This window comes from Pandoraea anhela (genome assembly GCF_902459655.1).
GTDB lineage: Bacteria > Pseudomonadota > Gammaproteobacteria > Burkholderiales > Burkholderiaceae > Pandoraea > Pandoraea anhela.
In genome coordinates this window covers 26,560-51,207 of sequence record NZ_CABPSB010000027.1, presented here as the reverse complement: position 1 = coordinate 51,207, position 24,648 = coordinate 26,560, and the positions used below count along the sequence as shown (strand labels likewise).

Below are 24,648 nucleotides of genomic sequence, written 5' to 3'. Positions count from 1 at the left end.
AGGGGTGCCGACCTGTCCAATCAGCCTGTACCGCAATATGACGGCCAAGTCGTCGCCGGCATGAACGGGACGCAGACTGGAGCCATTTCTGGCTTAACCGGTGCCGCCGCCAATCAAGCGCAGACCGCAACTGCGGCAAGCAACATTGCACAGCAGCTCGCGGGCGGTTCGGCCTATCAGACCAAGAACCCATACACCGGCAACGTGACCGCTTCGACGGCTGCCAGCGCGTACGCCGATCCGGCGAACAATCCCTATCTCGCGGCGACGGTTGCAGCATCCAACAAGCAGATCACGGATGCGTATCAAAACACCACGGCACCCACCACGCTGGCCCAATTCCGCAATGCCGGCGCATTCGGCGGAAGCGCGCAGGCGCAGGCAACAGGGCAGAACGAGCAAAACCTCGCGACGGCACTCTCGAACAACACCGCGGGCATGTACAACTCGGCCTACAACACGGCCGCGGGCGTAGCGACGCAGAACGCCGCACAGCAGAATCAGGTCAACCTCGCGAATCAATCTGTGGGGACGGCTGCGAATCAGGCGAACAACAGCCAGAACAGCTCGAACTACTACAACTGGCTCAACGCGCAACAAGCGGCGCTGACGGGCGCGTCGAATGCGAACAACGCATCGTCGAACCTCTACCTCGGGCTGGCGCACGGCGGGCAACATCGGCGGCGCAGTCGTGCCTATGCTCTTCGCTGGACCGGAATTGCTGCCGCAGATTGCCGCCGGCGGCGCTTATGGCGCCAGTCAAGGGGCGTTGAACGACACGGGCATACTGCCTGGCGCTGTGGAAGGCGCCGGACTCGGCGCACTCGGATACGGCGCCGGCCAGCTGCTGGGCGCTGGCATTAACGCTGCGCGTCCGCTGGCGTCGCGAGCGTGGTCAGCAGTGCGTGGCGGCGAGCAATCAGCCGCGGGCCGAATCGCTGGCCAGCTTGGCGATGATCTCGCCCCGACGATCGCCGCACTTCGCTCGAACTCCGATGAACTGATTCCGGGCAGTCTGCCGACAGCCGCCGAGGCGGCGAATAGGGTACCGTCACTGATCGGGCGAATGTCACCCCGCACACTTGGGAAGACGTGCCGGAGGGGATCGAAATATTTCGTGTGAGCCAATATTCACGAGGTTATTGGCGTATCAGCGTGATGAGATACCACCAGAAATACCACCGTCAGTGCGCGGCTTGCACCGTACCCGAATCAGCATCCTCCACCAAACCGCCGCGCGCCGCTGCAACCTGTTTGGCGATCCACTGCTGAACCTCAGACTCCAGCCAGCGACTGGCATAGCCGATGTTCACCGGTCTCGGAAATGTGCCGTCCTTCACGCGCTTGTAGATTGCGGTCTTCCCGAAGCCGACTTGATCTACCACGTCTTTCAGTTTCAGTAGGCGTTCCACGTTGTTTGATTTTTCCATCGTTATGACACCTCGTCTAAGGCCACGCGATTACAGATAGGCAGAATGCCGGGCGGCCCATGCTAGGTGAACCGCTGCGTGTGAGTGACCCGTCGCAGGACGCGCCGGAGCCGAGCGCCAGTTAGCCATTCAGAGGGGGCGTTTGGGAGCCTTTCGATATGCGAAGTGGCAGCTTTCCACGATGCTCGTGTGCCCACTTAATGACTTCTCCGGCAAACCAACGAGACTGGGAGTGAGCAGACCCTCCAGGTCGAAAGGGGCGCGGGAAGCCCGGCTGGGAAATGACTCGCTGTTTCACTGCCGAGGCTGGCAATAACATCCACTCAGAGATTTCCTCAATGCTCCACAGCCTGTCCCGCAGTTCGAGTTGGGGGCGCGAAAGCAGTGTTATGAGCGTATCAAGTCGGGACAGGATTGCTTCGGTATCAATGGTGGGCTTGTCGGGCCGAGGCGCTACTGTCACTTGAGTGCGTGATTCGGCCGGGTTATGAGCAGGTGAGAGAAGGTTGGGCGAAGCGTTCGGTGTGACTTTGCCCGCAGGCTTTGCAAGCCAAGCATCGATATCCTCTTCCAGCCACGCAGTACGATTGCCGAAAACAAAGAACGGCTTTGGAAGTACTCCCGCCGCGACCATTCGATAGATAGTGGTCCGGCTAAGAGACAGTTTTTCGGCAACCTGTTTCACACTCAATGCTTTCATCGGAGTTACCCCAACGGACAAGCGGCACTAGTTGATTGAAAGTCGTTGGCAGGTCGATCGTCTGCGGTTCCGTCATCGATCCGACTATGTTGACGGAGGCGCTTCCTGCGTTTGCAGTTGGTCACCCCACCACTGCATCATTTCGCGCCGTTCTTTCAAATACTCAGCGTGCACATAGGCCGCTGTGACTTGATTTCTTTCCGCATGGGCGAGTTGCCTGTCAACGACGTCCCTGGAAAAACCGTTTTCACGAAGTGCAGTAGCAGCTAGGCCTCGGAATCCGTGCCCGGTCATCTTGCCTTTGTAGCCCATACGATAGAGCGCGAACAGCATGGTGTTGTTTGAAATGGGGCCGCCACCTTGGACGCTATAAAAGACGTGAGCCCTATGCCCATTAATTGTTCGCAGTTCTTCGAGAATCGCGATAGCTTGTCGCGATAGCGGAACGATGTGCGGCTCGCGCATCTTCATCCGCTCCGATGGGATACGCCACTCGGGGCTTTCACCCGTCGAAAACTCTGACCACTCTGCACGAATCATTTCCATCGTGCGTGCAAAGGTGAGGGCCATGAACTTGAGTGCTAGCTTGGTCACGACGTCGCCTTGGTACAGCTCGATGTCACGCAGGAGGTGTGGGATCTCCGATGCTTTGACTCGGGCCATGTGCTTTACGCCAGGGCTTTTCTTCAGGATCGTTGCCGCATCAATATCAGCGGCGGGATTCCTTGAGCATCGGCCAGTCATAATCCCGTACTGAAAGACGGCACGCGAACGCTGAAGCACTCTGATGGCGGTTTCGCGAACACCTCTAGCCTCGATTGACCGAACAATTTCGAGCATATCTGGCGCCTCAATTGATGAGATTGCTCGTTGGCCTATGCGTGGAAATGCATCGATCTCCAGTGACTTGAGTACTTTCCCGGCATATACAGCAGTCCAGCCAGGCCGCTGATTTTCGTACCATTCGCGGGCTACAGCTTCGAACGTCGATGCGGCAGCAATAACGCGAGCTCGCCGCATCTCTTTCTTCTGCGTTGACGGGTCTGTCCCGGCGGATATCTTTCGTCTGGCGGCTAAGCATGCCTCGCGTGCTTCCGCTAAAGACGCCTCGGGATAAACGCCAAACGATGCCACTTTTTCTTTGCCGTCGAACCGATATTTCATCCGCCAGTATTTCGACCCATTGGGCATCACTTGCAGATACAGACCCTTGCCATCGGCTAGACGATAGGGTCTTTCTGCCGGCTTTGCCTTCTTGACTTGGAGGTCGGTGAGTGGAGCAATGACTTTGGGCATATGGGGGTATCAATCATTGGGGGTATCGCTCGATCTCCCCATTGATACCCCAAAAAATTCTGTGCGCTGCTGGGAGTTGTTGGGCAATGATGGCAGAAAAAAGCCCCGACAGGCAAGGCTTTGCGGGGCTTTTTAGTAATCCTTGGGTAACGTTGGTTGCTTCATTGGTCCCCCCGACAGGAATCGAACCTGTATCTAGCGCTTAGGAGGCACTCGTTCTATCCATTGAACTACAGGGAGAGACTGGATTCCATCCAGTAGCGCGATGTCCTTTGAAATCAAAGGCATCGCCTTATTCCACGGGGCTTTCCGGCTGATTGCGATACCCCTATAGTATCACTCCAGATCACTCCGCAACCTGCCGTTTCACGTCGCCGTTGCTACACTTTTGCTACAGCAAGGAGGGTGGCAGTGGCATCGATTGTGCAGGTAGGAACGCGTTGGCGCGCTCAAGTCCGACGCGAGGGCAAGAGTATAGCAAAAACAATTCGGACGAAGGCGCAGGCAACTGAATGGGCTTGCGAAATTGAGGTGGCAGTGAATGAGGGTAGGGATCTCGACAGAGTGTCGATGAAGACGCTGGTGTCCACCGTCATTACGCACTATCGGGAGTTGCGAGCGCCGCGTGCTCAAGCGTTTCCGCCACCCATTGATTTAGACTTTGCCCGTGCGCGGCTGCCGCGATTGCAGCCGCCTCGTGAGTCTTCGGCGTCAGGCGAACAACGAATTTTCCGGAAAACTGCTTCTGCGGCTCGATGCCACGTCGCGCACATTCCTCAAGAAAAATTTTCAACGAAAGTTCGCCTTCGGCGCGCAGTCCCGAAACATCGGCGGCATAAAAATCTGCACCGCCATTCAGACCAACAAACTCCCCTCTGAACATGTCGATTTCTGGGCCATAGGCGATGACTGCCTTGTGCCCTTCGATGATCATGATGTTGTTCATGGTTTCACTCCGTTTTCCTCAAGCCACTTGCGAATTGATGCGACTGCGCCCTTATCCATATCGGGAGACGGATGAGGTCGGTGTAGCACCTTGACTTGTTTGAACAGATAGACCGCGACGCGGGATCCTTCTCGTTCGTCCAGCTCTCCGCCAAGGTCATGGAACAGCGCGACGACGTCGCCCCACTTCACGTTAGCCGGCGTTGGGCGAGAGAAAAGCAGATCAAGAGTTCGTCTTGATTTGGATTTCATGTGGCTTATGGTATTAAAAAATAGTATCAAAGTCAACGGTGCAACGGCCGAGTTGCCGGCGCGTGCGCGTGTCACTGGTGCTGGTAGATCTAGACGGGAGGGTCAGTATGAGGCAGCGAATCGGTGAAATTCGACGCTGAGCGCGCCATCGCCGATGGTTATTTTTCGGAGCGGGTCACTGAAGCGTTACTGAGATTGAGGATGCGGGGAGGTGCTTTCGGGTGGTCGGGCGGCGGTGAGGGCTATAGAGTCAGACCGATCCCGTCGAATGTCGTCCGGATCCTAAGTGCCCTGAGGTCTCTCGCCCTGAGATGAAGTTGAGCCACTCGATGCAGGAGGGGCCTTGCCGGGCCATCGTCGTATCAGGTCCGACGCATAGAAATGATGCTCAGGTGACGTGCAGAAGGTCCATGCTGGGTGTTGTGGCGGCTCTTCTTGGGGGGGGGCGCGAACGGGGCAAGCGTCTTGCCCCATGCCGAGCGTCAAGTTCCAATACGCATCAGGATCGCTTAGGGGCAGTTGCAACGGCAGGCGTCGGGCCGCCGGCGCGTCGACGCCGATGACGCCGATGACCCGATGGGGCGGTGACGTGCGGCGAAATCCCTTGCCACGCCGCCCCTCGCGAGTTGGGGGCCGAAGCCGGCATCGAGACGACGACGGTTTCCTATCGCTTGCGCGAAACTCCGGCATGCACGGTCAGTGAAGACCGTCGGAGATGGCTGGGTCGTGCGGTCACACCACGCCGTCGGCGCGCAATTGCGCAATCCTCGTCGCATCGAACCCGAGGCGCTCGCGCAGGATGTCATCGCTGTGCTGGCCGAGTGTCGGCGGGGCGCTGCGGGCGACAGGCGGTGTCTCACTCATCTTCATCGGACTCGCGACGACCCTCGCCATGCCGCCCGACGCATGCGGCAGCGAGACCTCCATACCGCGTGCCTTCACCTGCGGATGGGCGAACACTTCCGGCAACGTATTGATCGGCCCACAGGGTACGCCCGCCGCTTCGAGTTTGGCGATCCAGTCGTCCTTGCCGAATTTGCGCACCATCTGCGCCAAAAGCGGCACCAGCACCTCCCGGTGACGCACGCGAGAAGGATTCGTCGCGAACCGTTCGTCGTCCGCCCATGCCGGTTCTTCACCGACTTCCACGAACTTGCGAAACTGCCCGTCGTTGCCCACGGCCACGATGATCCAACCGTCGTCGCCCGTCTGGAACGTCTGATAAGGCACGATGTTCGGATGCGCATTTCCCCAGCGCACCGGCGCCTCACCGCTCGCGAGATAGTTCGTGTTCATGTTGGCGAGCATCGCGACCTGAGTGTCGAGCAACGCCATGTCGATGTACTGCCCCACGCCCGTGCGATCACGATGGGTGAGGGCGGCCATGATGGCGATGGTCGCGTACATGCCCGTCATCAGGTCGGCAATGGCGACGCCCGCCTTCTGCGGACCGCCACCCGGCAGCGCATCCCGTTCGCCCGTAATGCTCATGAAGCCGCCGATGCCCTGCACGATAAAGTCGTAGCCCGCGCGCGATGCGTACGGGCCGTCCTGGCCAAACCCCGTCACCGAGCAGTAGACGAGATCCGGCTTGATCTCGCGCAGCGACGCATAATCCAATCCGTACTTCGCCAACTGCCCGACTTTGTAATTCTCGACCACGACATCGCTCTGCGCGGCCAACGCCTTCACAATGGCCTGCCCCTCGCCCGACGAAATGTCCAGCGTGAGCGAACGCTTGTTACGGTTGGCCGCGAGGTAGTACGCCGCTTCCGCAGTGTCGCGCCCCTCGGCGTCGCGCTGGTAGGGGGGACCCCAGCGACGCGTGTCGTCGCCGGCGCCGGGACGCTCGACCTTGATGACGTCCGCCCCCAGGTCCGCCAGATTCTGGGTGGCCCACGGGCCCGCGAGCACGCGCGAAAGGTCCAGTACCCGGATATGACTCAGCGCGCCCATCGTTGTCTCTCTCCTCGGTTGCGTCCGTCGTGTGACGGAGGGGTGCCGCTGATGCAAAACGTTGTTTTGCATTGCGGAACTTGTGGCCGAGAGTCTACGTCCGTCGGCTGGTGCATGACCAGCGCCGTTTCGCACTGCGGTTAGCGGCGCAACGCTGTGGATAGATCGATTTCCCGTATAATCAAAAGTTTGCAAAATACCCGCCAGGCTTAGCTCGCCCGGTCCCCACGCTCCCAAGCACGCTATGAAAGTCGCAGACATTCGGGAAAAATTCCTAAACTTCTTCGAGTCGAAGAGGCACACCATCGTGCGCTCGTCGAGCCTCGTGCCGTCCAATGACCCCACGCTGCTGTTCACGAACTCCGGCATGGTGCAGTTCAAGGACGTCTTCCTCGGACTCGAATCGCGCCCCTACACGCGCGCGACCACGGCCCAGCGCAGCGTGCGCGCCGGCGGCAAGCACAACGACCTCGAGAACGTGGGCTACACCGCCCGCCACCATACGTTCTTCGAAATGCTGGGTAACTTCTCGTTCGGCGACTACTTCAAGCGCGAAGCGATTCAGTACGCGTGGGAATTGCTGACGACCGTCTACCAGTTGCCGAAGGAAAAGCTCTGGGTCACCGTCTATAAGGAAGACGACGAAGCCTACGACATTTGGGCCAAGGAAGTGGGCGTGCCGACCGAGCGCATCATCCGCATCGGCGACAACAAGGGCGCTCGTTACGCCTCGGACAACTTCTGGCAGATGGCCGATACCGGCCCGTGCGGTCCGTGCTCGGAAATTTTCTTCGACCACGGCCCGGACGTGTGGGGTGGACCGCCGGGATCGCCGGAGGAAGACGGTGACCGCTACATCGAAATCTGGAACCTCGTGTTCATGCAGTTCAACCGCGACGAGCAGGGCAACATGACGCCGCTGCCCAAGCCGTGCGTTGACACCGGCATGGGGCTGGAGCGTATTGCAGCGGTGCTGCAACACGTTCATAGCAACTACGAGATCGACCTGTTCCAGCACCTGATCAAGGCTGCCGGTCGCGAGACGGGCGTGACCGACCTCACGGCGAACTCGCTCAAGGTGATCGCCGATCACATCCGCGCGTGCTCGTTCCTGATCGTCGACGGCGTGATTCCGGGCAACGAAGGCCGCGGTTACGTGCTGCGCCGTATCGTCCGTCGCGCCATCCGTCACGGTTACAAGCTCGGCTGCAAGACGCCGTTTTTCTACAAGCTCGTGCCGGACCTCGTGGCCGAGATGGGCGTCGCTTATCCGGAACTGGCTCAGGCACAACAGCGCGTGACGGACGTGCTCAAGCAGGAAGAAGAACGCTTTGGCGAGACCATCGAGAACGGCATGGAGATTCTCGAGGGCGCGCTGGCCGATCTGGCCAAGCGCGGCGTGACCACGCTCGACGGCGAACTCGCGTTCAAGCTGCACGATACGTACGGCTTCCCGCTCGATCTGACGGCGGATGTCTGCCGCGAGCGCAGCATCTCGGTCGACGAGGCCGGTTTCGACGCCGCGATGGCGCGTCAGCGCGAACAGGCGCGCGCTGCCGGCAAGTTCAAGATGGCAACAGCCCTCGAATACACCGGCGACAAGACGCGCTTCGAAGGCTACGACAAACTCGCGATCGAAGGCGCGAAGGTCACGGCGCTTTACGTCGACGGCACCAGCGTCGGCAAGCTGTCCGCCGGCCAGCAAGGTATCGTGGTGCTTGACACCACGCCGTTCTACGCCGAGTCGGGCGGTCAGGTCGGCGACCAGGGGGTGATCGTCGCGGGCGGCGCGCGTTTCGGCGTGTCGGACACGCAGAAGATCCAGGCCGACGTTTTCGGTCACTACGGTGCGCTCGAGTCGGGCGAACTGAAGGTCGGCGACGCCGTGACCGCCCAGGTGGACGCCGTGCGCCGTGCGCGCACCGTGCGTAACCACTCGGCGACCCACCTGATGCACAAGGCACTGCGTGAAGTGCTCGGCGGCCACGTGCAACAGAAGGGCTCGCTCGTCGACGCCGACAAGACGCGTTTCGACTTTGCTCACAATGCGGCGATGACCGCCGACGAAATCCGTCGCGTAGAAGACATCGTGAACGCCGAAGTGCTGGCCAACGCCCCCACGCAAGCCGCGCTGATGTCGTTCGACGACGCCGTGAAGGGCGGTGCCATGGCCCTGTTCGGGGAGAAGTACGGCGACGAAGTGCGCGTGCTCGACATCGGGACGTCGCGCGAGCTGTGCGGCGGCACGCACGTCTCTCGCACGGGCGATATCGGCCTGTTCAAGATCGTGATGGAAGGTGGCGTGGCTGCCGGTATCCGTCGCGTGGAGGCGATTACGGGCGACAACTCGGTGCGCTTCGTCCAGAAACTGGACGATCAGATCAACGAGGCGGCCGCCGCGCTCAAGACGCAGCCTGCCGAATTGACCCCGCGCATCGCGCAGGTGCAGGAGCAGGTCAAGTCGCTGGAGAAGGAACTGGCGGCGCTCAAGTCGAAGCTGGCGTCGAGCCAGGGTGACGAACTGGTCGAGAAGGCTGTCGACGTGAACGGGCTTAAGGTGCTGGCCGCGCAACTCGAAGGCGCCGATGCCAAGACGCTGCGCGAGACGATGGACAAGCTCAAGGACAAGCTCAAGCACGCCGCCATCGTGCTGGCAGCCGTCGAAGGCGGCAAGGTGACGCTGATCGCCGGTGTGACCGCTGACGCTACGGCCAAGGTCAAGGCGGGCGAACTCGTCAACTTCGTCGCGCAGCAAGTCGGTGGCAAGGGCGGTGGCCGCCCGGATATGGCGCAGGCGGGCGGTACCGATCCGTCGCAATTGCCGCAGGCCCTCGCCGGCGTGCAAGGCTGGGTCGCAGGCAAGCTGTAACGATTCATCGTGTCGGCATCGCCTGGCGTGACATGGGTCGCGACAGGCCGACCGACTCGGATGGAAACGAGCAAAACGCGCACTTCGGTGCGCGTTTTGCCTTTCCGGCGCCGCATGCACGTGAGACGATCTGGCGGTGCCGGCAGCACGGTTTCGTTTCGAGAAACGATGCGCCGGGGGTTGGCGTGAGTGTTGCAAACGGCGCGTCCGATTGCCCTGCGGCGCGCAGGGGAACCGTCGCATCCGGCAATGGTTTGCATGTAAAGTATTCGGTACGTTGCGCGCGCACAAGCAATCTACGGTGGACGTATTAAGAATCGCTGCGCGCCTGTCGTTTGTGCGAACGCGTTCTCGTTCGCTTTCCTCCGCCTGCGGACCCGTCATCGCCATGCCAGCCACACTCGCCAGCCCCGACCCGGTTTCTTCGAAGTTGCACTCGCCCTCGCCTGAGCGGGCGGCATGGCGTATTGCCTTGTCTTGCATGCTGGCGTTGTCGATCGCCATGGGTATCGGACGATTCGCTTTTACGCCGATGCTGCCGCTCATGCTGCACGAGCGCCTCACCGACATTCAACACGGCAGTTGGCTCGCGTCGCTCAACTATGCGGGGTACTTCGTCGGGGCGCTCTCGTGCATGTGGCTGCATTTTTCTCCGACGCGCCTCATTCGTTTCGCGCTGGTCGCGACCGTCGCGCTGACGCTGGCGATGGGCCTGCTCGACTCGTTTGCGGTGTGGGCCGTCGTGCGCACACTTGCCGGGGTGATGAGCGCGTGGGCGATGGTGTTCTCGGCCGGGTGGGGCTTTCGCAAGCTGGCAGAATTGCGCATGCCGAGTCTGGGGGGCGTGATGTTCGCCGGGCCGGGCGCGGGCATCGTCGTGACGGGGTTGCTCGCGAGCCTGAACGAGGCGCTCGGCTGGCCTGCGCGCGGCGGCTGGTTGCTGTGCGGCGTTCTCGCATTGCTCTTGCTTGCGGTGATCTGGCGCACGTTCGTGGCCGATGCTCCCGATGCCCCCGGCGCTGAAAAATCGACGGGCCCCGATAAGCCTGCTGCGGCATCCGTCGTCCATCATGGCAGCGGTGAGAGCGTGATCCCCGTCACCCTCCTCTACAGCTTCGCCGGGTTCGGCTACATCATTACCGCGACCTTCTTGCCGGTGATCGCGCGCCAGGCGTTGCCCGGCTCGCCGTGGCCCGATCTTTTTTTCCCGCTGCTCGGCCTTATGGTGATTCCGGGCGCCATCATCGGTGCACGCGCGCCGCTCACGTGGGACAACCGCCTGTTGCTCGCGGTCTGCTACATCATGCAAGGACTGGGCGTCGGGATCGGCATCGTGTTTCCGAACGTCGCGGGTTTCGCGTTGGGCAGTGTGCTCGTGGGGCTGCCGTTCACGGCGATTACGGTGTACACCGTTCGCGAATGCCGACGCCTGCGTGGGGACAACGCCAATGGCCTGATCGGTCTCGTGACGGCATCCTACGGGATCGGGCAGATCGTCGGCCCGTTGGTGGCCGCACCGCTCGTCGCAGCGACCGGCGGCTTCACGACAGCGCTCCTGTGTGCGAGCGGGGTGCTGGTGCTCGGTGCTGCCGGCTTCGTGTGGGACTGGCGGCGCTCGCTCGAACACGCGCCCTGAGTCGTATCGGCAACGCCCCACGATGCGCCCCGCTGGGATGTCGGCGACATCCGCTGCGGGACTTTCCCAGAGAACATCGATGTCTTTTACCCTGAAGGCCGGCAAAAAAGCCGCCACGGCGATGCGCGACGAGGAACGCCGCATGCGCGTCGATCTTGCCGCCTGCTATCGTCTCGTCGCCCTCAACGGCTGGGACGACCTCATCTACACCCATATTTCCGCGATGGTGCCGGGCGAGCCGGGGCACTTCCTTATCAATCCCTTTGGATTGACGTTCGATGAGGTGAGCGCGTCGAATCTCGTGAAGATCACGATGAACGGCGAGATCGTGGGCGAGAGCGAACATCCGGTGAACGTGACGGGCTTTGCGCTGCACGGTGCGGTGCACGCGGCGCGGCCTGATGCCGTATGTGTCATGCATCTGCACAATACGGCGGGAATCGCCGTATCGATTCAGCCGCATGGCCTGTTGCCCATCTCGCAGCACGCGTTGCGTTTTCACGAGCGCATCGGGTATCACGATTACGAAGGACTGGCCTTCTCGCCGTCTGAGGGCGAACGGCTGACGACGTCGCTCGGCACGCATGCGGCCATGTTGCTGCGCAATCACGGCACGTTGACGCTCGGCCGCACGGTGGCGGAGGCGTACGTGCTGATGGCGACGCTCATCAAGGCGTGCGAGATTCAGCTACAGGCGCTTGCGGGCGGCGCGGCACCGAATCTGCCGAGTCCGGCGGTGCAGGACAAGACAGCCGTTCAACTGGAAGACGGCGGCGCGATCGAGGGTGTGCTGGAGTGGCCCGCGCTGCTGCGCAAACTCGATAGAATAGACGCCTCGTTTCGTGATTGACGGCGCGGTATCGTGGAACGTTCTCGATATGTCGAACGTTACCGAATCCGGCGCCGCCATCGAGAACGAGCGGCAACGCTGCGGATCATGCTGATGAGCGTGCGTAGCGCGGCTGACGTCTGATTCAGGATTCCAAGAACGACACAAGGAGATAGATCGCAATGCCAACGTTTCACGTCGAGATGTTCGAGGGGCGCACCGTCGAGCAAAAGCGCGCGTTCGTCAAAGCCGTCACGCAAGCGGCTGTCGAGACGATCGGTTGCACGCCAGAGTCCGTCGATATCATCATCACCGACGTCAAGCCGGAGAACTGGTCGACGGGCGGCACGCTCTGGTCGGATCCGCGTTGAGCGGGACGGCCGACGTCAGTCCGCCGAATTGCGGTAGGCCGGCGCTTCTCGCCGGACAAGTCTGAGACGGGGGCGCTTGCGGAGTCCCCGTCGCTTTGAAGAGGTCGTTATGTCGCAAGTCCCGTCCGTATCGAACATCCCCGCCAACGCAGCAAGCGCTGCCACCGCTACCGCCATCGACGGTGCGCTGCAAACGCCACAACACTTTGCGTCGGACAACTACGCCGGTATTTGTCCCGAAGCGATGCGCTATCTGGTGGAGGCGAACGCTAGCGGTCACGAAGTTTCTTACGGCGACGATACCTGGACGCAACGTGTGTGCGACGGCATTCGTCAACTGTTCGACACGGACTGCGAGGTGTTCTTCGTCTTCAACGGTACGGCGGCGAATTCGCTGGCGCTCGCGTCGCTGTCGCAGTCCTATCACTCGGTCATCTGCCATGAACTGGCGCACGTCGAGACGGACGAGTGCGGTGGTCCGGAGTTCTTCTCCAACGGCGCGAAACTGCTCACCGCGCGCGGCCGCGAGAATAACGGCAAGCTCACGCCGGATGCCGTCGAGTCCGTCATCAATCGTCGTTCCGACATCCACTTTCCTAAACCGAAGGTCGTCACGCTCACCCAAGCCACCGAAGTCGGCACGGTGTACACCGTCGACGAGATCAAGGCGATTTCGGCGGTTGCCAGGCGCCGAAATTTGCGCGTCCATATGGATGGTGCGCGTTTTGCGAATGCCGTGGCAACGCTGGGCTGCCATCCGGGCGATGTTACGTGGCGCGCAGGCGTGGACGTGCTCTGCTTCGGCGGCACGAAGAACGGCCTGCCCGTAGGCGAGGCGGTGGTTTTCTTCAATCGCGCGCTGGCGGAGGATTTCGCGTACCGGGTGAAGCAGGCCGGTCAACTGGCGTCGAAGATGCGCTTCATCTCCGCCCCATGGCTCGGCATGCTGGAGAACGATACGTGGCTGCGCCATGCGCGCCACGCGAACGACATGGCGCAATTGCTCGCAAGCCGAATTCGCGACGTGCCCGGGGTCTCGGTTATGTTCGAGACGCAAGCCAACGGCGTATTTGCAGAACTGCCGGCGCATGTGATCGAGGCGCTGCGCGCCAAGGGCTGGCGCTTCTACACCTTCATCGGCGCAGGCGGGTGCCGTTTCATGTGTGCATGGGATACGCGACCGGAGACGGTCGAGCGTCTGGCCGCCGACATTCTTGCCTTGAGCACGAAAGCCTGAACCTTTTCGCGCCGGCCCGGATCGCTGCCCGACGTCGAGCCCGACCTGATGCCTGACGTCGGCGCCTCTAATGACATCGACATCGACATCGACATCGACCATCGATCGTCAACCTACCCGACATTACGCCTGACGCGGCGCGGGCACGGTCGGTGTCAGGAACCGGTGCGCCAGCGTGTGGTAGAACGACGGCGCAATCGCCCGCGAAACCTGCGTGGACAGCAGAGCGACGGCCATGAGCGGAATCACCATCTGATGACCGTCGATCATCTCCATGACGATCACGAACGACGTGATGGGCGACTGCGTGACCGCCGCCAGATAGCCGACCATGCACAGGGCAGCCATGGCCGGCAGCGGCACCACCGACGTGACGTGCGCCATGACGTTGCCCAGCCCCGCACCAATCGCGAGCGATGGCGCGAAGATGCCCCCCGGAATGCCGGAAAGGTACGACACGCACAATGCAGCGAATTTCAGCACGGCGTATAGCGGGGAGAGCGTCGCGTGCGATTCGAGCAGGCCGCGCGCTTCGGCGTAGCCGCTGCCGAATGTCGTGCCTCCCGAGACGACGCCGATCACTGCAATCGCAAGACCGCAAATCAACGCGAAACGCACCGGATACGTGCGGCGCATATCCACCAGCGGCTTGGGCATCCAGCGCGGCACATTGAGCATCAGCCAGCCGAACAGGCCGCCGGCCACACCGGTGAGCAAACTCGCTGCAACGAGCACCGGAATGAGCGCCCACCGGAATTCGCTGATCGCCTTGATCTGACCGAAATACAGATAGTTGCCTTGCAGGCCGAGCGCTACGACGCCGGAGAAAATGATGGCGGTAATGAGCGTGCCGCTGTTGCGCGCAACGAAACTGCGACTCAGTTCCTCGATGGCGAACACCACCCCTGCGAGAGGCGTGTTGAACGCCGCTGCCAGACCTGCCGCTGCGCCGGCCAACGTCAGCTGGCGCTCGATGTGTACGCTGCTGCGTCGATAGCCGTGGCGCATGGCGTACATGAGCGAGGCGCCGATCTGGACCGTCGGGCCTTCCCGTCCGATCGTGAAGCCGCACAGAATGCCGAGAAACGAGATCGCGATCTTGCCGAACATGATGCGCAGCGTCAGCAAAGACTTCGACAGACGGGAATCCTGAAGCGTGGCGATGACCTGTGGAATCCCGCTTCCCTCGGCCCCCCGGAAAAACTTCTGCGTGAGCCAGATGGCCAACGCCGCGCCGAGCGGCGTGACGATCAGCGGCAGCCAGAAGCCATGCGAGAGCATGCGCTGAAAGAGCTCGAAACCGAAATCCACCAGCTTGGCGTATGCCACGGAAACGAGGCCCACGAGGACCGCGCCGAGCCAGAACACGCCGTAGTTGTGCCAGAGGCGTCGCGAGCGACGCACGCCGCGTTGCGTCAGGCGAGTCGACAATGAGGCGCCGGGTGTGGCGGCAGGCGAGTCGGACGGTGGCGGCGAGGTCGGAGGTGAGGCGGGCGGTGAGGCGGGAGGCGAATTCGGAGGCGAGGTGGACGAAGTTGACGAAGTGGACGAAGTGGACGAAGTGGACGAAGTGGACGAGGTGGACGAGGGCGGTGAGTCCGAGGCAGAGGGCGCAGCGCAGGGCACAACAGCGGGCGCAGAAGAGGGCGCAGAAGAGGATAGGGGAGCGTTCGGCGGAATGTCGGACACGGGCCGGGGCGAAAATTGAAAGACGTTCGTCGATTATACGCCCGGGCATTCCTGGGCTTGGTCCGAAGGCGTCTCGGAATTTACCGAATGTGCAGCGCGTCATGAGTTCATTTAAGATGTTCCCATTCGCTGAAGAACGATCATGAACGAACTCATTTTTTGTCCTCGCTGCGCCTCGGCCCTCGATTCACGCGAAGTTGCCGGGCGCATTCGTCGCGCGTGTCCCGACAACGCGTGCGGTTTCGTCCACTGGGACAATCCGCTGCCGGTGGTCGCGGGGCTCGTCGAGTACCGTGGACAGATTCTGCTGGCACGCAACGCAGCCTGGACCGAAGGCATGTTCGCGCTCATTACCGGTTTTCTGGAGCGCGACGAAACCCCTGAGGACGGCGTTCGCCGTGAGATCAAGGAGGAGACGAATCTGGAGGCCGACGCGATTTCGTTGCTCGGCGTCTACGAGTTCATGCGCAAGAACGAACTGATCATCGCCTACCACGCGGTATGCGACGGCGATATCCGTCTCTCGGAGGAGCTTGCCGAATTCCGGCTGGTGGCGCCGCATCAGGTGCGTCCGTGGCGCGCCGGCACGGGCCACGCCGTGGCCGAATGGCTGCGCCGACGCAATCTGCCCGTCGAATACGTCGATTCCGCCCGGCTATCGATTGCCGAATAGCGTGCTAAGCGTGCTAAGTGGGCCAAGCAAGCCATACCGCGGCCCGGCGCCACGACTACGGTAGAATCGCGGCTTGCGGGGCGAACCCGGCAAAAGAGATTCGAACGAGACCGAAGAGAGGGACATGAGCATGGAATTCCAGAAAGAAGTCGACGCGAGCGGTCTGAATTGCCCGCTGCCGATCCTGCGTGCAAAGAAGGCGCTGGCCGAGATGCAAAGCGGTGAAGTGCTGCACATCATCGCCACCGATCCGGGCTCCGGGCGCGACTTCAGCGCGTTTGCCAAGCAGACCGGTAACGAACTGCTCGAGTCGCGCGAAGAGGGCAAGACGTTCCACTTCTGGATGCGTCGCCGCTGATCGCGCGGCGGCCTCGCCATGCGCTGCCGCCGCCGACATCCACGAACGCGCGGCACGGCAGACGAAAAAAACCGACGGACATGCCGTCGGTTTTTTCATGGGAAGTGCCGATCGTTACGCCAGATCGCCGTGCACTTCGTCTTGCAGGTACTTGCGGAAAGCGTCTTTCAGTTCCGGGTGACGCAGTGCAAACTCCACCGTCGCCTTCAGATATCCCAGCTTGCTGCCGCAGTCGAAGCGCTTGCCGTTGTAGCGATACGCCAGCACGACTTCATCGTGCATCAGCTTCTGGATGGCGTCGGTCAACTGAATCTCGCCGCCCGATCCCGGATCGATCTCGCGGATGCAATCGAAAATGCGCGGGCGCAGCACGTAACGGCCGACCACCCCCAGGTTCGACGGTGCGTTCTCGGGTGCCGGCTTCTCGACGATATCCGTGAGCTTGACGATGGCCTTCTCGCCCCAGTCGGTACCCTTGACGATACCGTACGAGCGACTTTGCTCGATGGGGATCTCTTCCACGCCGATGATCGAGTTGTGATAGTGGTTGTACAGATCGACCATCTGCTTGAGCACGGGCGGCCGACCGTCGAGCAAGTCGTCGGCAAGGATGACCGCAAACGGTTCATCGCCCACGAGCTTCTCTGCACACAGCACGGCATGGCCGAGACCCAGCGCCTTAGGCTGACGCACATAGAAACAATCGATGTGCGCCGGCTTGATCGAATGCACCACGTCGAGCAACGCCTGCTTGTTCTTCGCTTCGAGTTCCGCTTCGAGTTCGAAGGCCGTGTCGAAGTGATCTTCGATGGCGCGCTTGTTGCGGCCCGTGACGAAGATCATCTCCGTGATGCCGGCGGCCACCGCCTCTTCCACGGCGTACTGAATCAGCGGCTTGTCCACGACCGGCAGCATTTCCTTCGGGCTCGCCTTGGTTGCCGGCAGAAACCGGGTGCCGAGGCCCGCGACGGGGAAAACGGCTTTGGTCACAACGGTTTTCATTGGTATCTCCCTGATCAATTTATCGCGTCTCAGGCGGGCAAGCGCGCGAGCTGTGCCTGCAACTTCCCGAGAACGGCTTCAAAGTCGACCAATCGTTGCTTCTCAAGTTCCACCACATTGGCGGGTGCGCGCGCCACGAAGCTCTCGTTAGACAGCTTGCCGTGACATTTCGCGATCTCGCCTTCCAGACGCTTCACTTCCTTGCCGAGGCGCTCGCGTTCCGCGGCGACATCGATTTCCACCTTGAGTGCGAGCTTGTTCGGGCCCACCACGGCCAGCGGCGCACCTGCGGCCTGCGCGTCGAGCGTGGCTTCGTCCGCCAGCACCTGCACTTCGGAGAGCTTGGCAAGCGTTTGCAGATACGGCGCAATCGACGTCAGGAACGGCACATCGCCCGCGACCAGCAGCGGCACGCGCTGTGCCGGCGACAGATTCATCTCGCCGCGCAGATTGCGGCATGCATCCACCGCCGCCTTCAACTGCTGCATCCACGCTTCGTCGCCTTCGTCGATCTTGCTCATGTCCGCGACCGGATACGGCTGCACCATGATACTGGCATCGCCCGGCGCCTTGTCGGCAGGATAACGACCGGCGAGCGGCGCAACCTTTTGCCAAAGGGCTTCGGTGATGAACGGAATGATCGGATGGGCCAGACGAAGTACCGTTTCGAGCACACGCAGCAACGTGCGACGCGTAGCGCGCTGTTGCGCGGGCGTGCCGTTCTGGATCTGCCACTTGGCCAGTTCGACGTACCAGTCGCAATACTCGTCCCACACGAACTTGTAGATCGTGCTGGCGATGTTGTCGAAGCGATAGTCCGCGAAACCCTTGGCCACATCGGTTTCCACGCGCTGGAGCAACGACACGATCCAGCGGTCGGCGCGCGAAAAATCGAGCTGGCCTTCAGGGCCGCAATCGCCCACGCACGGCGCCAGGCCGCAGTCGTGGCCTTCGCAGTTCATCAGCACGAAGCGCGTGGCGTTCCACAGCTTGTTGCAGAAGTTGCGGTAGCCTTCGCAGCGCGCGAGATCGAAGTTGATGTTGCGGCCGAGCGTCGCCATCGAGGCGAACGTGAAGCGCAGCGCATCGGTGCCGAACGGCGCGATGCCCTCCGGGAACTCCTTGCGGGTCTTCTTCTCGATGCTTGCCGCTTGCTTCGGGTTCATCAGGCCCGTGGTGCGCTTGGCGAGCAGGGCGTCGAGCGACACGCCGTCGACGATATCGATCGGGTCGAGCGTGTTGCCCTTCGATTTCGACATCTTCTGACCTTCGGCGTCGCGCACGAGCCCGTGCACGTACACCGTCTTGAACGGCACCTTGCCCGTGAAGTGCGTGGTCATCATGACCATGCGCGCGACCCAGAAGAAGATGATGTCGAAGCCGGTCACGAGCACCGACGACGGTAGGAAGTGCTTCAGTTCCGGCGTCTCCTGCGGCCAGCCGAGCGACGAGAACGGCACCAACGCCGACGAGAACCACGTGTCGAGCACGTCTTCGTCGCGCTTGAGCGCGCCGGTCGAGCCGGCGGCGCGCGCCTTCTCGATGGCTTCGTCTTCCGAGCGTGCGACGAACACATTGCCGTTTTCGTCGTACCACGCCGGGATCTGGTGGCCCCACCAGAGCTGACGCGAGATACACCAGTCCTGAATGTTTTCGAGCCACTGGTTGTACGTCGTCGTCCAGTTTTCCGGGACGAACTTGATTTCGCCGCTGCGCACGACGTCGAGCGCGGTTTCCGTGATCGACTTGCCGGGATGGAACGTGCCTTCGGGGGCCGGCTTGCTCATCGCCACGAACCACTGGTCGGTGAGCATCGGCTCGATGATCGTGCCCGTACGGTCGCTGCGCGGCACCATCAGCTTGTGCGGCTTGACCGATTCGAGCAGGCCGAGGGCGTCCAGATCGGCCACGATCTGCTTGCGGGCGTCGAAACGATCCAGACCACGGTACTTCTCCGGGGCGTTATCGTTGATCTTCGCGTCGAGCGTGAGGATGTTGATCTGCGGCAGGTTGTGACGCTGACCCACGGCGTAGTCGTTGAAATCGTGCGCTGGCGTGACCTTCACCACACCCGTGCCGAACTCGCGGTCGACGTAATCGTCGGCGATGATCGGGATTTCGCGATCGCACAGCGGCAGTCTGGCGGTCTTGCCGATCAGCGCCTTGTAGCGCTCGTCTTCCGGGTGAACCATCAGCGCGGTGTCGCCCAGCATGGTCTCGGGACGCGTGGTCGCGACCGTGAGCGTGCCCGAGCCGTCGGCGAGCGGGTAGCGGATGTGCCACAGCGACCCTTCCTCTTCCTCGCTGACCACTTCCAGATCGGACACGGCGGTGAGCAGCGTCGATTCCCAGTTCACGAGACGCTTGCCGCGATAGATCAGCCCCTGCTCGTAGAGCGTGACGAACACGTCGCGCACGGCCCGGGACATCTTCTCGTCCATCGTAAAGTATTCGCGGCTCCAATCGATGGAAGCCCCGAGACGGCGGATCTGGCGCGTAATCGTGCTGCCGGACTGCTCTTTCCACTCCCAGACGCGCTCGACGAACGTCTCGCGGCCCAGGTCATGGCGAGACACCTTCTTGGCGTCCAGTTGGCGCTCGACGACGATCTGCGTGGCGATGCCCGCATGGTCGGTGCCCGGCACCCACAGGGTGTTGGCGCCCTTCATGCGGTAGTAGCGCGTCAGACCGTCCATGATCGTCTGGTTGAACGCGTGCCCCATGTGCAGCGTGCCGGTGACGTTCGGCGGCGGCAACTGGATGCTGAAATCTTCACGGGCGTCGTCGAAAGTCGGCCGGGCATAGCCGCGGCGTTCCCATTCGGGGCCCCAGTGGGCTTCGACGTCCTGCGGCTCGAAGCTCTTGGCAAGCGTATTGTCGCTGTCGCTCATGGATTGAATGGACCGTGTAATGCGTGAAACCCCGAATTATAAAAGATTCGGTGCCATTTCCGCGCCGCGGCAGGATTTATAATCGGGCTTCACTCGAATTTCGCTCCCGACATGCCCGATCTGCTCGCCAATCTGAACCCCGAACAACTGGCCGCCGTCACGCTTCCCGACGAGCCGGCCCTCATCCTCGCGGGCGCGGGTTCCGGCAAGACGCGCGTGCTCACGACCCGCATCGCCTGGCTGATCCAGCAGGGGCACGTCGGTCCGGCGGGCATTCTGGCGGTGACCTTTACCAACAAGGCGGCCAAGGAAATGCAGGCCCGCCTGGGCGCGATGCTGCCGATCAGTACGCGCGCCATGTGGATCGGCACCTTCCACGGGCTGTGTAACCGCATGCTGCGCGCGCATTTCCGCGATGCCGGGCTGCCGCAGAGCTTTCAGATTCTGGATCAGTCCGACCAGCTCTCCGCCATCAAGCGAATGATGAAGGCGGCGAATGTCGACGATGAGAAATTTCCGCCCAAGAATCTCCAGTATTTCATCAACAACGCCAAGGAACAGGGGCTGCGACCGCACGAGGTCGAGGCCAACGACGCCTTCAACCAGAAGTTCGTCGAGCTGTACGCAAGTTATCAGGAGCAATGTCAGCGCGAGGGCGTGGTCGATTTCGCCGAATTGCTGCTGCGCTGCTTCGAACTGCTCAAGCACAACGAGCCGCTGCGCGTGCACTATCAGTCGCGCTTTCGCCACATCCTGGTCGACGAGTTTCAAGACACCAACAAGCTTCAGTACGCGTGGCTCAAGATGCTCGCCGGCGCGAACGCCGCCGTGTTCGCCGTCGGTGACGACGATCAGAGCATCTACGCGTTTCGTGGCGCCAACGTTGGCAATATGGCCGACTTCGAGCGCGAGTTCCGCGTTCGTCACCTGATCAAGCTGGAGCAGAACTATCGCTCGCACGGCAACATTCTCGACGCGGCGAACGCGCTGATCTCGAATAACGCGCGGCGGCTGGGCAAGAATCTGCGTACCGACGCCGGGCACGGTGAACCGATTCGTGTGTATGAGGCCGCGACGGATTTGCAGGAGGCGAGCTGGCTGGTCGAGGAGATCAAGGCGCTTGTCGCGCAGGGGCTCTCGCGGCAGGACGTCGCCATCCTTTACCGCAGCAACGCGCAGTCGCGGGTCATGGAGCATGCGCTCGTGGGCGCGGGCATCGCGTACCGCGTGTACGGCGGACTGCGCTTTTTCGAGCGTCAGGAAGTCAAGCACGCGCTGGCGTACCTGCGGCTGATCGAGAACCCGAACGACGACACCGCGTTCGTGCGTGTCGTCAACTTCCCGACGCGAGGCATCGGCGCGCGCTCCCTGGAGCAACTGGCCGACGCCGCCCGTCTCTACAACTGCTCGATGTATGCCGCCGTGCCTTATATGACGGGCAAGGCGGGGACGAATTTGCTGGCTTTCGTCCGGATGATCGAGCAGATGCGTCACGACACCGAGCGCCTGACGCTGCCGGAAGTGGTGACGCATGTCATCGACGCGAGCGGCCTGATCGCGCATTACCAGACGGAGAAGGAAGGGCAGGACCGCATCGAGAACTTGCAGGAACTGGTGCATGCCGCCACGGCCTTCATCGCCGAGGAGGGCTATGGGCTGGACGCGCCCGCGCGTCTGATCGCATTGCGGCCGGCGCTGCCCGGTGCGCCCGATGTGCTAGCGTCGCCCGATGGTGTGGTCGATGCCGACACGCCGGTCGAGATGACGCCGCTGGCGGGGTTCCTGTCGCATGCGTCGCTCGAAGCCGGCGACAATCAGGCCGAGGCGGGGCAGGACGCCGTGCAACTGATGACGGTGCATGCGGCCAAGGGGCTCGAATTCACGGCGGTGTTCGTCACCGGTCTGGAGGAGGGGCTGTTCCCGCACGAGAACAGTGCGCTCGAACTCGACGGCCTGGAAGAAGAGCGACGTCTGATGTACGTGGCGATCACGCGTGCCAAGGAGCGTTTGTACCTGTCGTTCACTCAAAGCCGCATGCTGCACGGCCAGACGCGTTACAACGTGCGGTCGCGCTTCTTCGACGAAATTCCCGAGACAGTGCTGAAATTCCTCACGCCGCGTGCGCAACCGGGCGCGCGTCTGGGGCAGGCCGAGCCGGCCTGGGGCCGGGACTGGTTCGCCCGTCCGCAAACGAGCGCTCCCAAGGACGAGTGGGCGGCCACGAAACCGGAGAAAGCGCTGGCGGACCGTTCGCGCGCGTCGGAGACGGGCTTCAAGCTCGGGCAGGGCGTGTTCCACACCAAGTTCGGCGAAGGCAAGATCATCGGACTGGAAGGCACGGGCGACGAGGCGCGGGCGCACGTGAAGTTCGGCCGTCACGGCGAGAAGTGGCTGGCGCTGGCCGTCGCCAAGCTTCAGCCGATCGAGTGACGAACGACTAACGGCGGCGGGGCTGGTGCGCCGGCACTGCCGTTGCATGAGGTGGTTGTCGTGCATGCCGCACATCTCACCGCAGCGCCGAACGTGAAGAAGGGCACCCTGGGGTGCCCTTCGTTTTTTCCGCTGCGCGGCGCGAGACTCACGCCTCGGGCGGCGCGACGTTCGGATCGATAGCGCCGATCTCCTGCACGCCGAAGCAGCCGCGATAGCTCGCGTAGAACGAGCAATAGACGATGGCGGCGAACAGCAGCGACAGCGGCCAGATCACCAGCATCGCGTATTGGAAGATGCCCAGCACGGCCATGATGACCATGAGGATCATGGACGACACCATCGCGAGCAGCATCACGCACAGGCCGTAGACCACGAACGCGCGGAAATTGCGCGTGCATGCCGTCCAGCTGAAGAAGATGGCTTTGACCGGCGTAATGTCGTGCCATGCCACCAGCACCGGTGCGAACCAGAACAGCATGGCCACCGGAATGTAGGCGACGGCGAACGCCATGGCGGCGACCATGCCGGCGGTGCCGTTCATGACTTCGTCGCGATTCACGTTGCCGTCGAACAGCAGTTTGTTGATCAGATCGCTGCCGTTGAACAGCGACGAAATCAGGTACGCGACCACCGTCGCCGCCATATAGTAGCCGCCGAGGATCAGCAGCCGGCGGGCGATTTCCTTGCCGTGTCCGCGAAAACCGTCGAGCAGCACTTGCGGCAACACCTGCTTGTTCTTGATGATGTCGCGACAGGCGGCCATGAAACCCACCGACAGGCCCGGGACGAGCACCAGCGAGATGAGTCCGCCGATCACCGGAACGAAGGAGATCACCAAAGTACCGAAGAGGTAGGCGAACAGCAGGCTCATGATGGCGAGCGGGTTTTTGCGGAACAGCCAGATGCCCTGGCGCAGCCACACATAACCACTCTTCGGCGGGACTTCAAGCAATTGCATAGGGTTTGAATGACTCCGATTGGGGTCGGGTTACAGCCAGGGAATGGAAACGGCTTCGATGCGTTTGCGCAGGATTCGTTCGAAATGCCCCGGATCATGCGGCTTGAGCATTTCGGCCGCTCGCGGCAGGTGGAAATCATACAGGCGCGACACCCAGAATCGCAGCGCGCCTGCACGCAGCATATCGCGCCAGTGTGACGCCTCGATCGCGGTGAGCGGACGCACGGTTTCGTAGGCACGCAACATGGCGTGCACGCGGGTGTCGTCCAGCGTGCCGGTCGCGAGATCGCAGCACCAGTCGTTGACCGTCACGGCAAGATCGAACAGCCACTTGTCGCAACCGGCAAAGTAGAAGTCGAAGAAGCCGCCCAGGCGCGGCGAGCCGTCCTGGGCCGTATCGAACAGTACGTTGTCGCGGAACAGATCGCAATGGCACGGGCCGGCCTGCATCGCGGAGTAATCGCTTGAGGCGAAGAACGCTTCCTGATGCGCCATTTCGCTTTCCAGCAGCGCGCGCTCGGCGTCGCTCAGGAACGGCAGCACGGCGGGCGTGGCTTCGCGCCACCACGGCAGGCTGCGCAGATTGGCCTGTTCGAGCGTGAAGTCGCGCCCGGCCAGGTGCATGCGAGCGAGCATGGCGCCCACATGCGCACAGTGTTCCGGCGTGGGGGCCAGTTCGGAGCGTCCGGAGAGCTTGGTAACGATGGTCGCCGGCTTGCCGTTCAGCTCACCCAGAATTTCACCGGAACGATCCGGAATCGGATCGGGCACCGGCACGCTATGATGCGCGAGGTGCCCCATCAGTTGCAGATAGAACGGCAGTTGCGTGGCCGTGAGCTTCTCGAACAACGTCAGCACGAACTCGCCGCGCTCGGTGGTCAGGAAATAGTTGGTGTTCTCGATGCCCGAGCTGATGCCCCGGAAGTCGAGAACTTTCCCCAAATCGTAGCGTCGCAGCCACTGTTCGAGCTGCTCGGGCGAGACGGAAGTGAAAACGGCCATGCGTGCGTTGAGTGGATGAGACTCAGACAAACGGCCCGTGCACGTGCAGCGGGCCGCTGGTTCGAGACAAACAGGAAGCTGGCGCGCCGCAATGAGACGCGCGAAAGAGTCAGATTACCAG

Annotated in this window: 21 protein-coding genes and 1 tRNA gene; 10 read left to right on the top strand and 12 right to left on the bottom strand. The window is 62.0% G+C overall.

What is annotated here, in order from left to right:
- Positions 1–864 (top strand): hypothetical protein (locus tag PAN31108_RS26540; RefSeq protein WP_174995130.1); only part of this gene is annotated, 864 nt, incomplete at its 5' end.
- Positions 865–1,184: 320 nt separating this feature from the next.
- Here PAN31108_RS26540 and PAN31108_RS24190 read toward each other — a convergent pair.
- The 7 genes from PAN31108_RS24190 to PAN31108_RS24160 all read right to left on the bottom strand — a co-directional run bounded on the left by PAN31108_RS24190 (position 1,185) and on the right by PAN31108_RS24160 (position 6,579).
- Positions 1,185–1,430 carry a helix-turn-helix transcriptional regulator gene (locus PAN31108_RS24190; RefSeq protein ID WP_150671303.1) on the bottom strand — a complete coding sequence of 82 codons (246 nt, stop codon included), beginning with the start codon at positions 1,428–1,430 and terminating at the stop codon, positions 1,185–1,187.
- Between the two features lie 121 nt (positions 1,431–1,551).
- A complete protein-coding gene (locus tag PAN31108_RS24185; protein ID WP_150671302.1) occupies positions 1,552–2,130 on the bottom strand; it encodes a helix-turn-helix domain-containing protein in 579 nt (192 codons plus the stop codon).
- 84 nt (positions 2,131–2,214) lie between these two features.
- A complete protein-coding gene (locus PAN31108_RS24180; RefSeq protein ID WP_150671301.1) occupies positions 2,215–3,426 on the bottom strand; it encodes a tyrosine-type recombinase/integrase in 1,212 nt (403 codons plus the stop codon).
- A 165-nt stretch (positions 3,427–3,591) separates the two neighbouring features.
- Positions 3,592–3,666, bottom strand: a tRNA-Arg gene (locus PAN31108_RS24175).
- 355 nt (positions 3,667–4,021) lie between these two features.
- Positions 4,022–4,372, bottom strand: coding sequence for a type II toxin-antitoxin system HicB family antitoxin (locus PAN31108_RS24170; protein ID WP_150671300.1), 351 nt, complete (start codon positions 4,370–4,372; stop codon positions 4,022–4,024).
- On the bottom strand, positions 4,369–4,623 hold the full coding sequence (locus PAN31108_RS24165; RefSeq protein ID WP_150671299.1) for a type II toxin-antitoxin system HicA family toxin: 255 nt from the start codon (positions 4,621–4,623) through the stop codon (positions 4,369–4,371). Before PAN31108_RS24165 ends, PAN31108_RS24170 begins: the two co-directional genes overlap by 4 nt.
- Before the next feature lie 732 nt (positions 4,624–5,355).
- Positions 5,356–6,579: a CaiB/BaiF CoA transferase family protein gene (locus PAN31108_RS24160; RefSeq protein ID WP_150671298.1), complete on the bottom strand. Its 1,224-nt coding sequence runs from the start codon at positions 6,577–6,579 to the stop codon at positions 5,356–5,358.
- 244 nt (positions 6,580–6,823) lie between these two features.
- Between PAN31108_RS24160 and alaS the strand changes: the two genes are divergently transcribed.
- From alaS to PAN31108_RS24135, 5 genes are all read left to right on the top strand, one after another.
- Positions 6,824–9,448, top strand: coding sequence for an alanine--tRNA ligase (gene alaS, locus PAN31108_RS24155; RefSeq protein WP_150671297.1), 2,625 nt, complete (start codon positions 6,824–6,826; stop codon positions 9,446–9,448).
- Positions 9,449–9,836: 388 nt separating this feature from the next.
- The gene (locus PAN31108_RS24150; protein ID WP_150671296.1) at positions 9,837–11,084 is read left to right on the top strand and encodes a YbfB/YjiJ family MFS transporter; all 1,248 of its coding nucleotides are present in this window, start codon (positions 9,837–9,839) and stop codon (positions 11,082–11,084) included.
- A 79-nt stretch (positions 11,085–11,163) separates the two neighbouring features.
- Positions 11,164–11,934 (top strand): class II aldolase/adducin family protein, encoded by a 771-nt coding sequence (locus tag PAN31108_RS24145; RefSeq protein ID WP_150671295.1) that lies wholly within the window; start codon positions 11,164–11,166, stop codon positions 11,932–11,934.
- Between the two features lie 161 nt (positions 11,935–12,095).
- Complete coding sequence (locus PAN31108_RS24140) at positions 12,096–12,284, top strand: 4-oxalocrotonate tautomerase (RefSeq protein ID WP_069344166.1); 189 nt, start codon at positions 12,096–12,098, stop codon at positions 12,282–12,284.
- 187 nt (positions 12,285–12,471) lie between these two features.
- The gene (locus tag PAN31108_RS24135; protein ID WP_150671307.1) at positions 12,472–13,521 is read left to right on the top strand and encodes a threonine aldolase family protein; all 1,050 of its coding nucleotides are present in this window, start codon (positions 12,472–12,474) and stop codon (positions 13,519–13,521) included.
- Positions 13,522–13,644: 123 nt separating this feature from the next.
- Here PAN31108_RS24135 and PAN31108_RS24130 read toward each other — a convergent pair whose 3' ends face one another.
- A complete protein-coding gene (locus PAN31108_RS24130; protein ID WP_150671294.1) occupies positions 13,645–14,952 on the bottom strand; it encodes a chloride channel protein in 1,308 nt (435 codons plus the stop codon).
- 94 nt (positions 14,953–15,046) lie between these two features.
- On the opposite strand from PAN31108_RS24130, the gene PAN31108_RS24125 reads away from it, so the two are divergent.
- From PAN31108_RS24125 to PAN31108_RS24115, 3 genes are all read left to right on the top strand, one after another.
- The gene (locus tag PAN31108_RS24125) at positions 15,047–15,229 is read left to right on the top strand and encodes a hypothetical protein (RefSeq protein ID WP_150671293.1); all 183 of its coding nucleotides are present in this window, start codon (positions 15,047–15,049) and stop codon (positions 15,227–15,229) included.
- A gap of 123 nt (positions 15,230–15,352) precedes the next feature.
- Positions 15,353–15,883 (top strand): NUDIX domain-containing protein, encoded by a 531-nt coding sequence (locus tag PAN31108_RS24120; protein WP_150671292.1) that lies wholly within the window; start codon positions 15,353–15,355, stop codon positions 15,881–15,883.
- 130 nt (positions 15,884–16,013) lie between these two features.
- Positions 16,014–16,241: a sulfurtransferase TusA family protein gene (locus PAN31108_RS24115; protein ID WP_069344249.1), complete on the top strand. Its 228-nt coding sequence runs from the start codon at positions 16,014–16,016 to the stop codon at positions 16,239–16,241.
- A gap of 114 nt (positions 16,242–16,355) precedes the next feature.
- Here the strand turns inward: PAN31108_RS24115 and galU are convergent, their stop codons facing one another.
- Together galU and PAN31108_RS24105 are read right to left on the bottom strand one after the other, a co-directional pair.
- Complete coding sequence (gene galU / locus PAN31108_RS24110) at positions 16,356–17,243, bottom strand: UTP--glucose-1-phosphate uridylyltransferase GalU (protein ID WP_150671291.1); 888 nt, start codon at positions 17,241–17,243, stop codon at positions 16,356–16,358.
- Between the two features lie 29 nt (positions 17,244–17,272).
- Positions 17,273–20,134 carry a valine--tRNA ligase gene (locus PAN31108_RS24105; RefSeq protein ID WP_150671290.1) on the bottom strand — a complete coding sequence of 954 codons (2,862 nt, stop codon included), beginning with the start codon at positions 20,132–20,134 and terminating at the stop codon, positions 17,273–17,275.
- Positions 20,135–20,245: 111 nt separating this feature from the next.
- Between PAN31108_RS24105 and PAN31108_RS24100 the strand changes: the two genes are divergently transcribed.
- Positions 20,246–22,564, top strand: a complete 2,319-nt coding sequence (locus PAN31108_RS24100; RefSeq protein ID WP_150671289.1) for a UvrD-helicase domain-containing protein — start codon at positions 20,246–20,248, stop codon at positions 22,562–22,564.
- A gap of 148 nt (positions 22,565–22,712) precedes the next feature.
- On the opposite strand, the gene PAN31108_RS24095 is transcribed toward PAN31108_RS24100, so the two are convergent.
- Complete coding sequence (locus PAN31108_RS24095; RefSeq protein WP_150671288.1) at positions 22,713–23,525, bottom strand: BPSS1780 family membrane protein; 813 nt, start codon at positions 23,523–23,525, stop codon at positions 22,713–22,715.
- 30 nt (positions 23,526–23,555) lie between these two features.
- Positions 23,556–24,527, bottom strand: coding sequence for a homoserine kinase (locus PAN31108_RS24090; protein ID WP_150671287.1), 972 nt, complete (start codon positions 24,525–24,527; stop codon positions 23,556–23,558).
- Between the last annotated feature and the right edge of the window lie 121 nt (positions 24,528–24,648).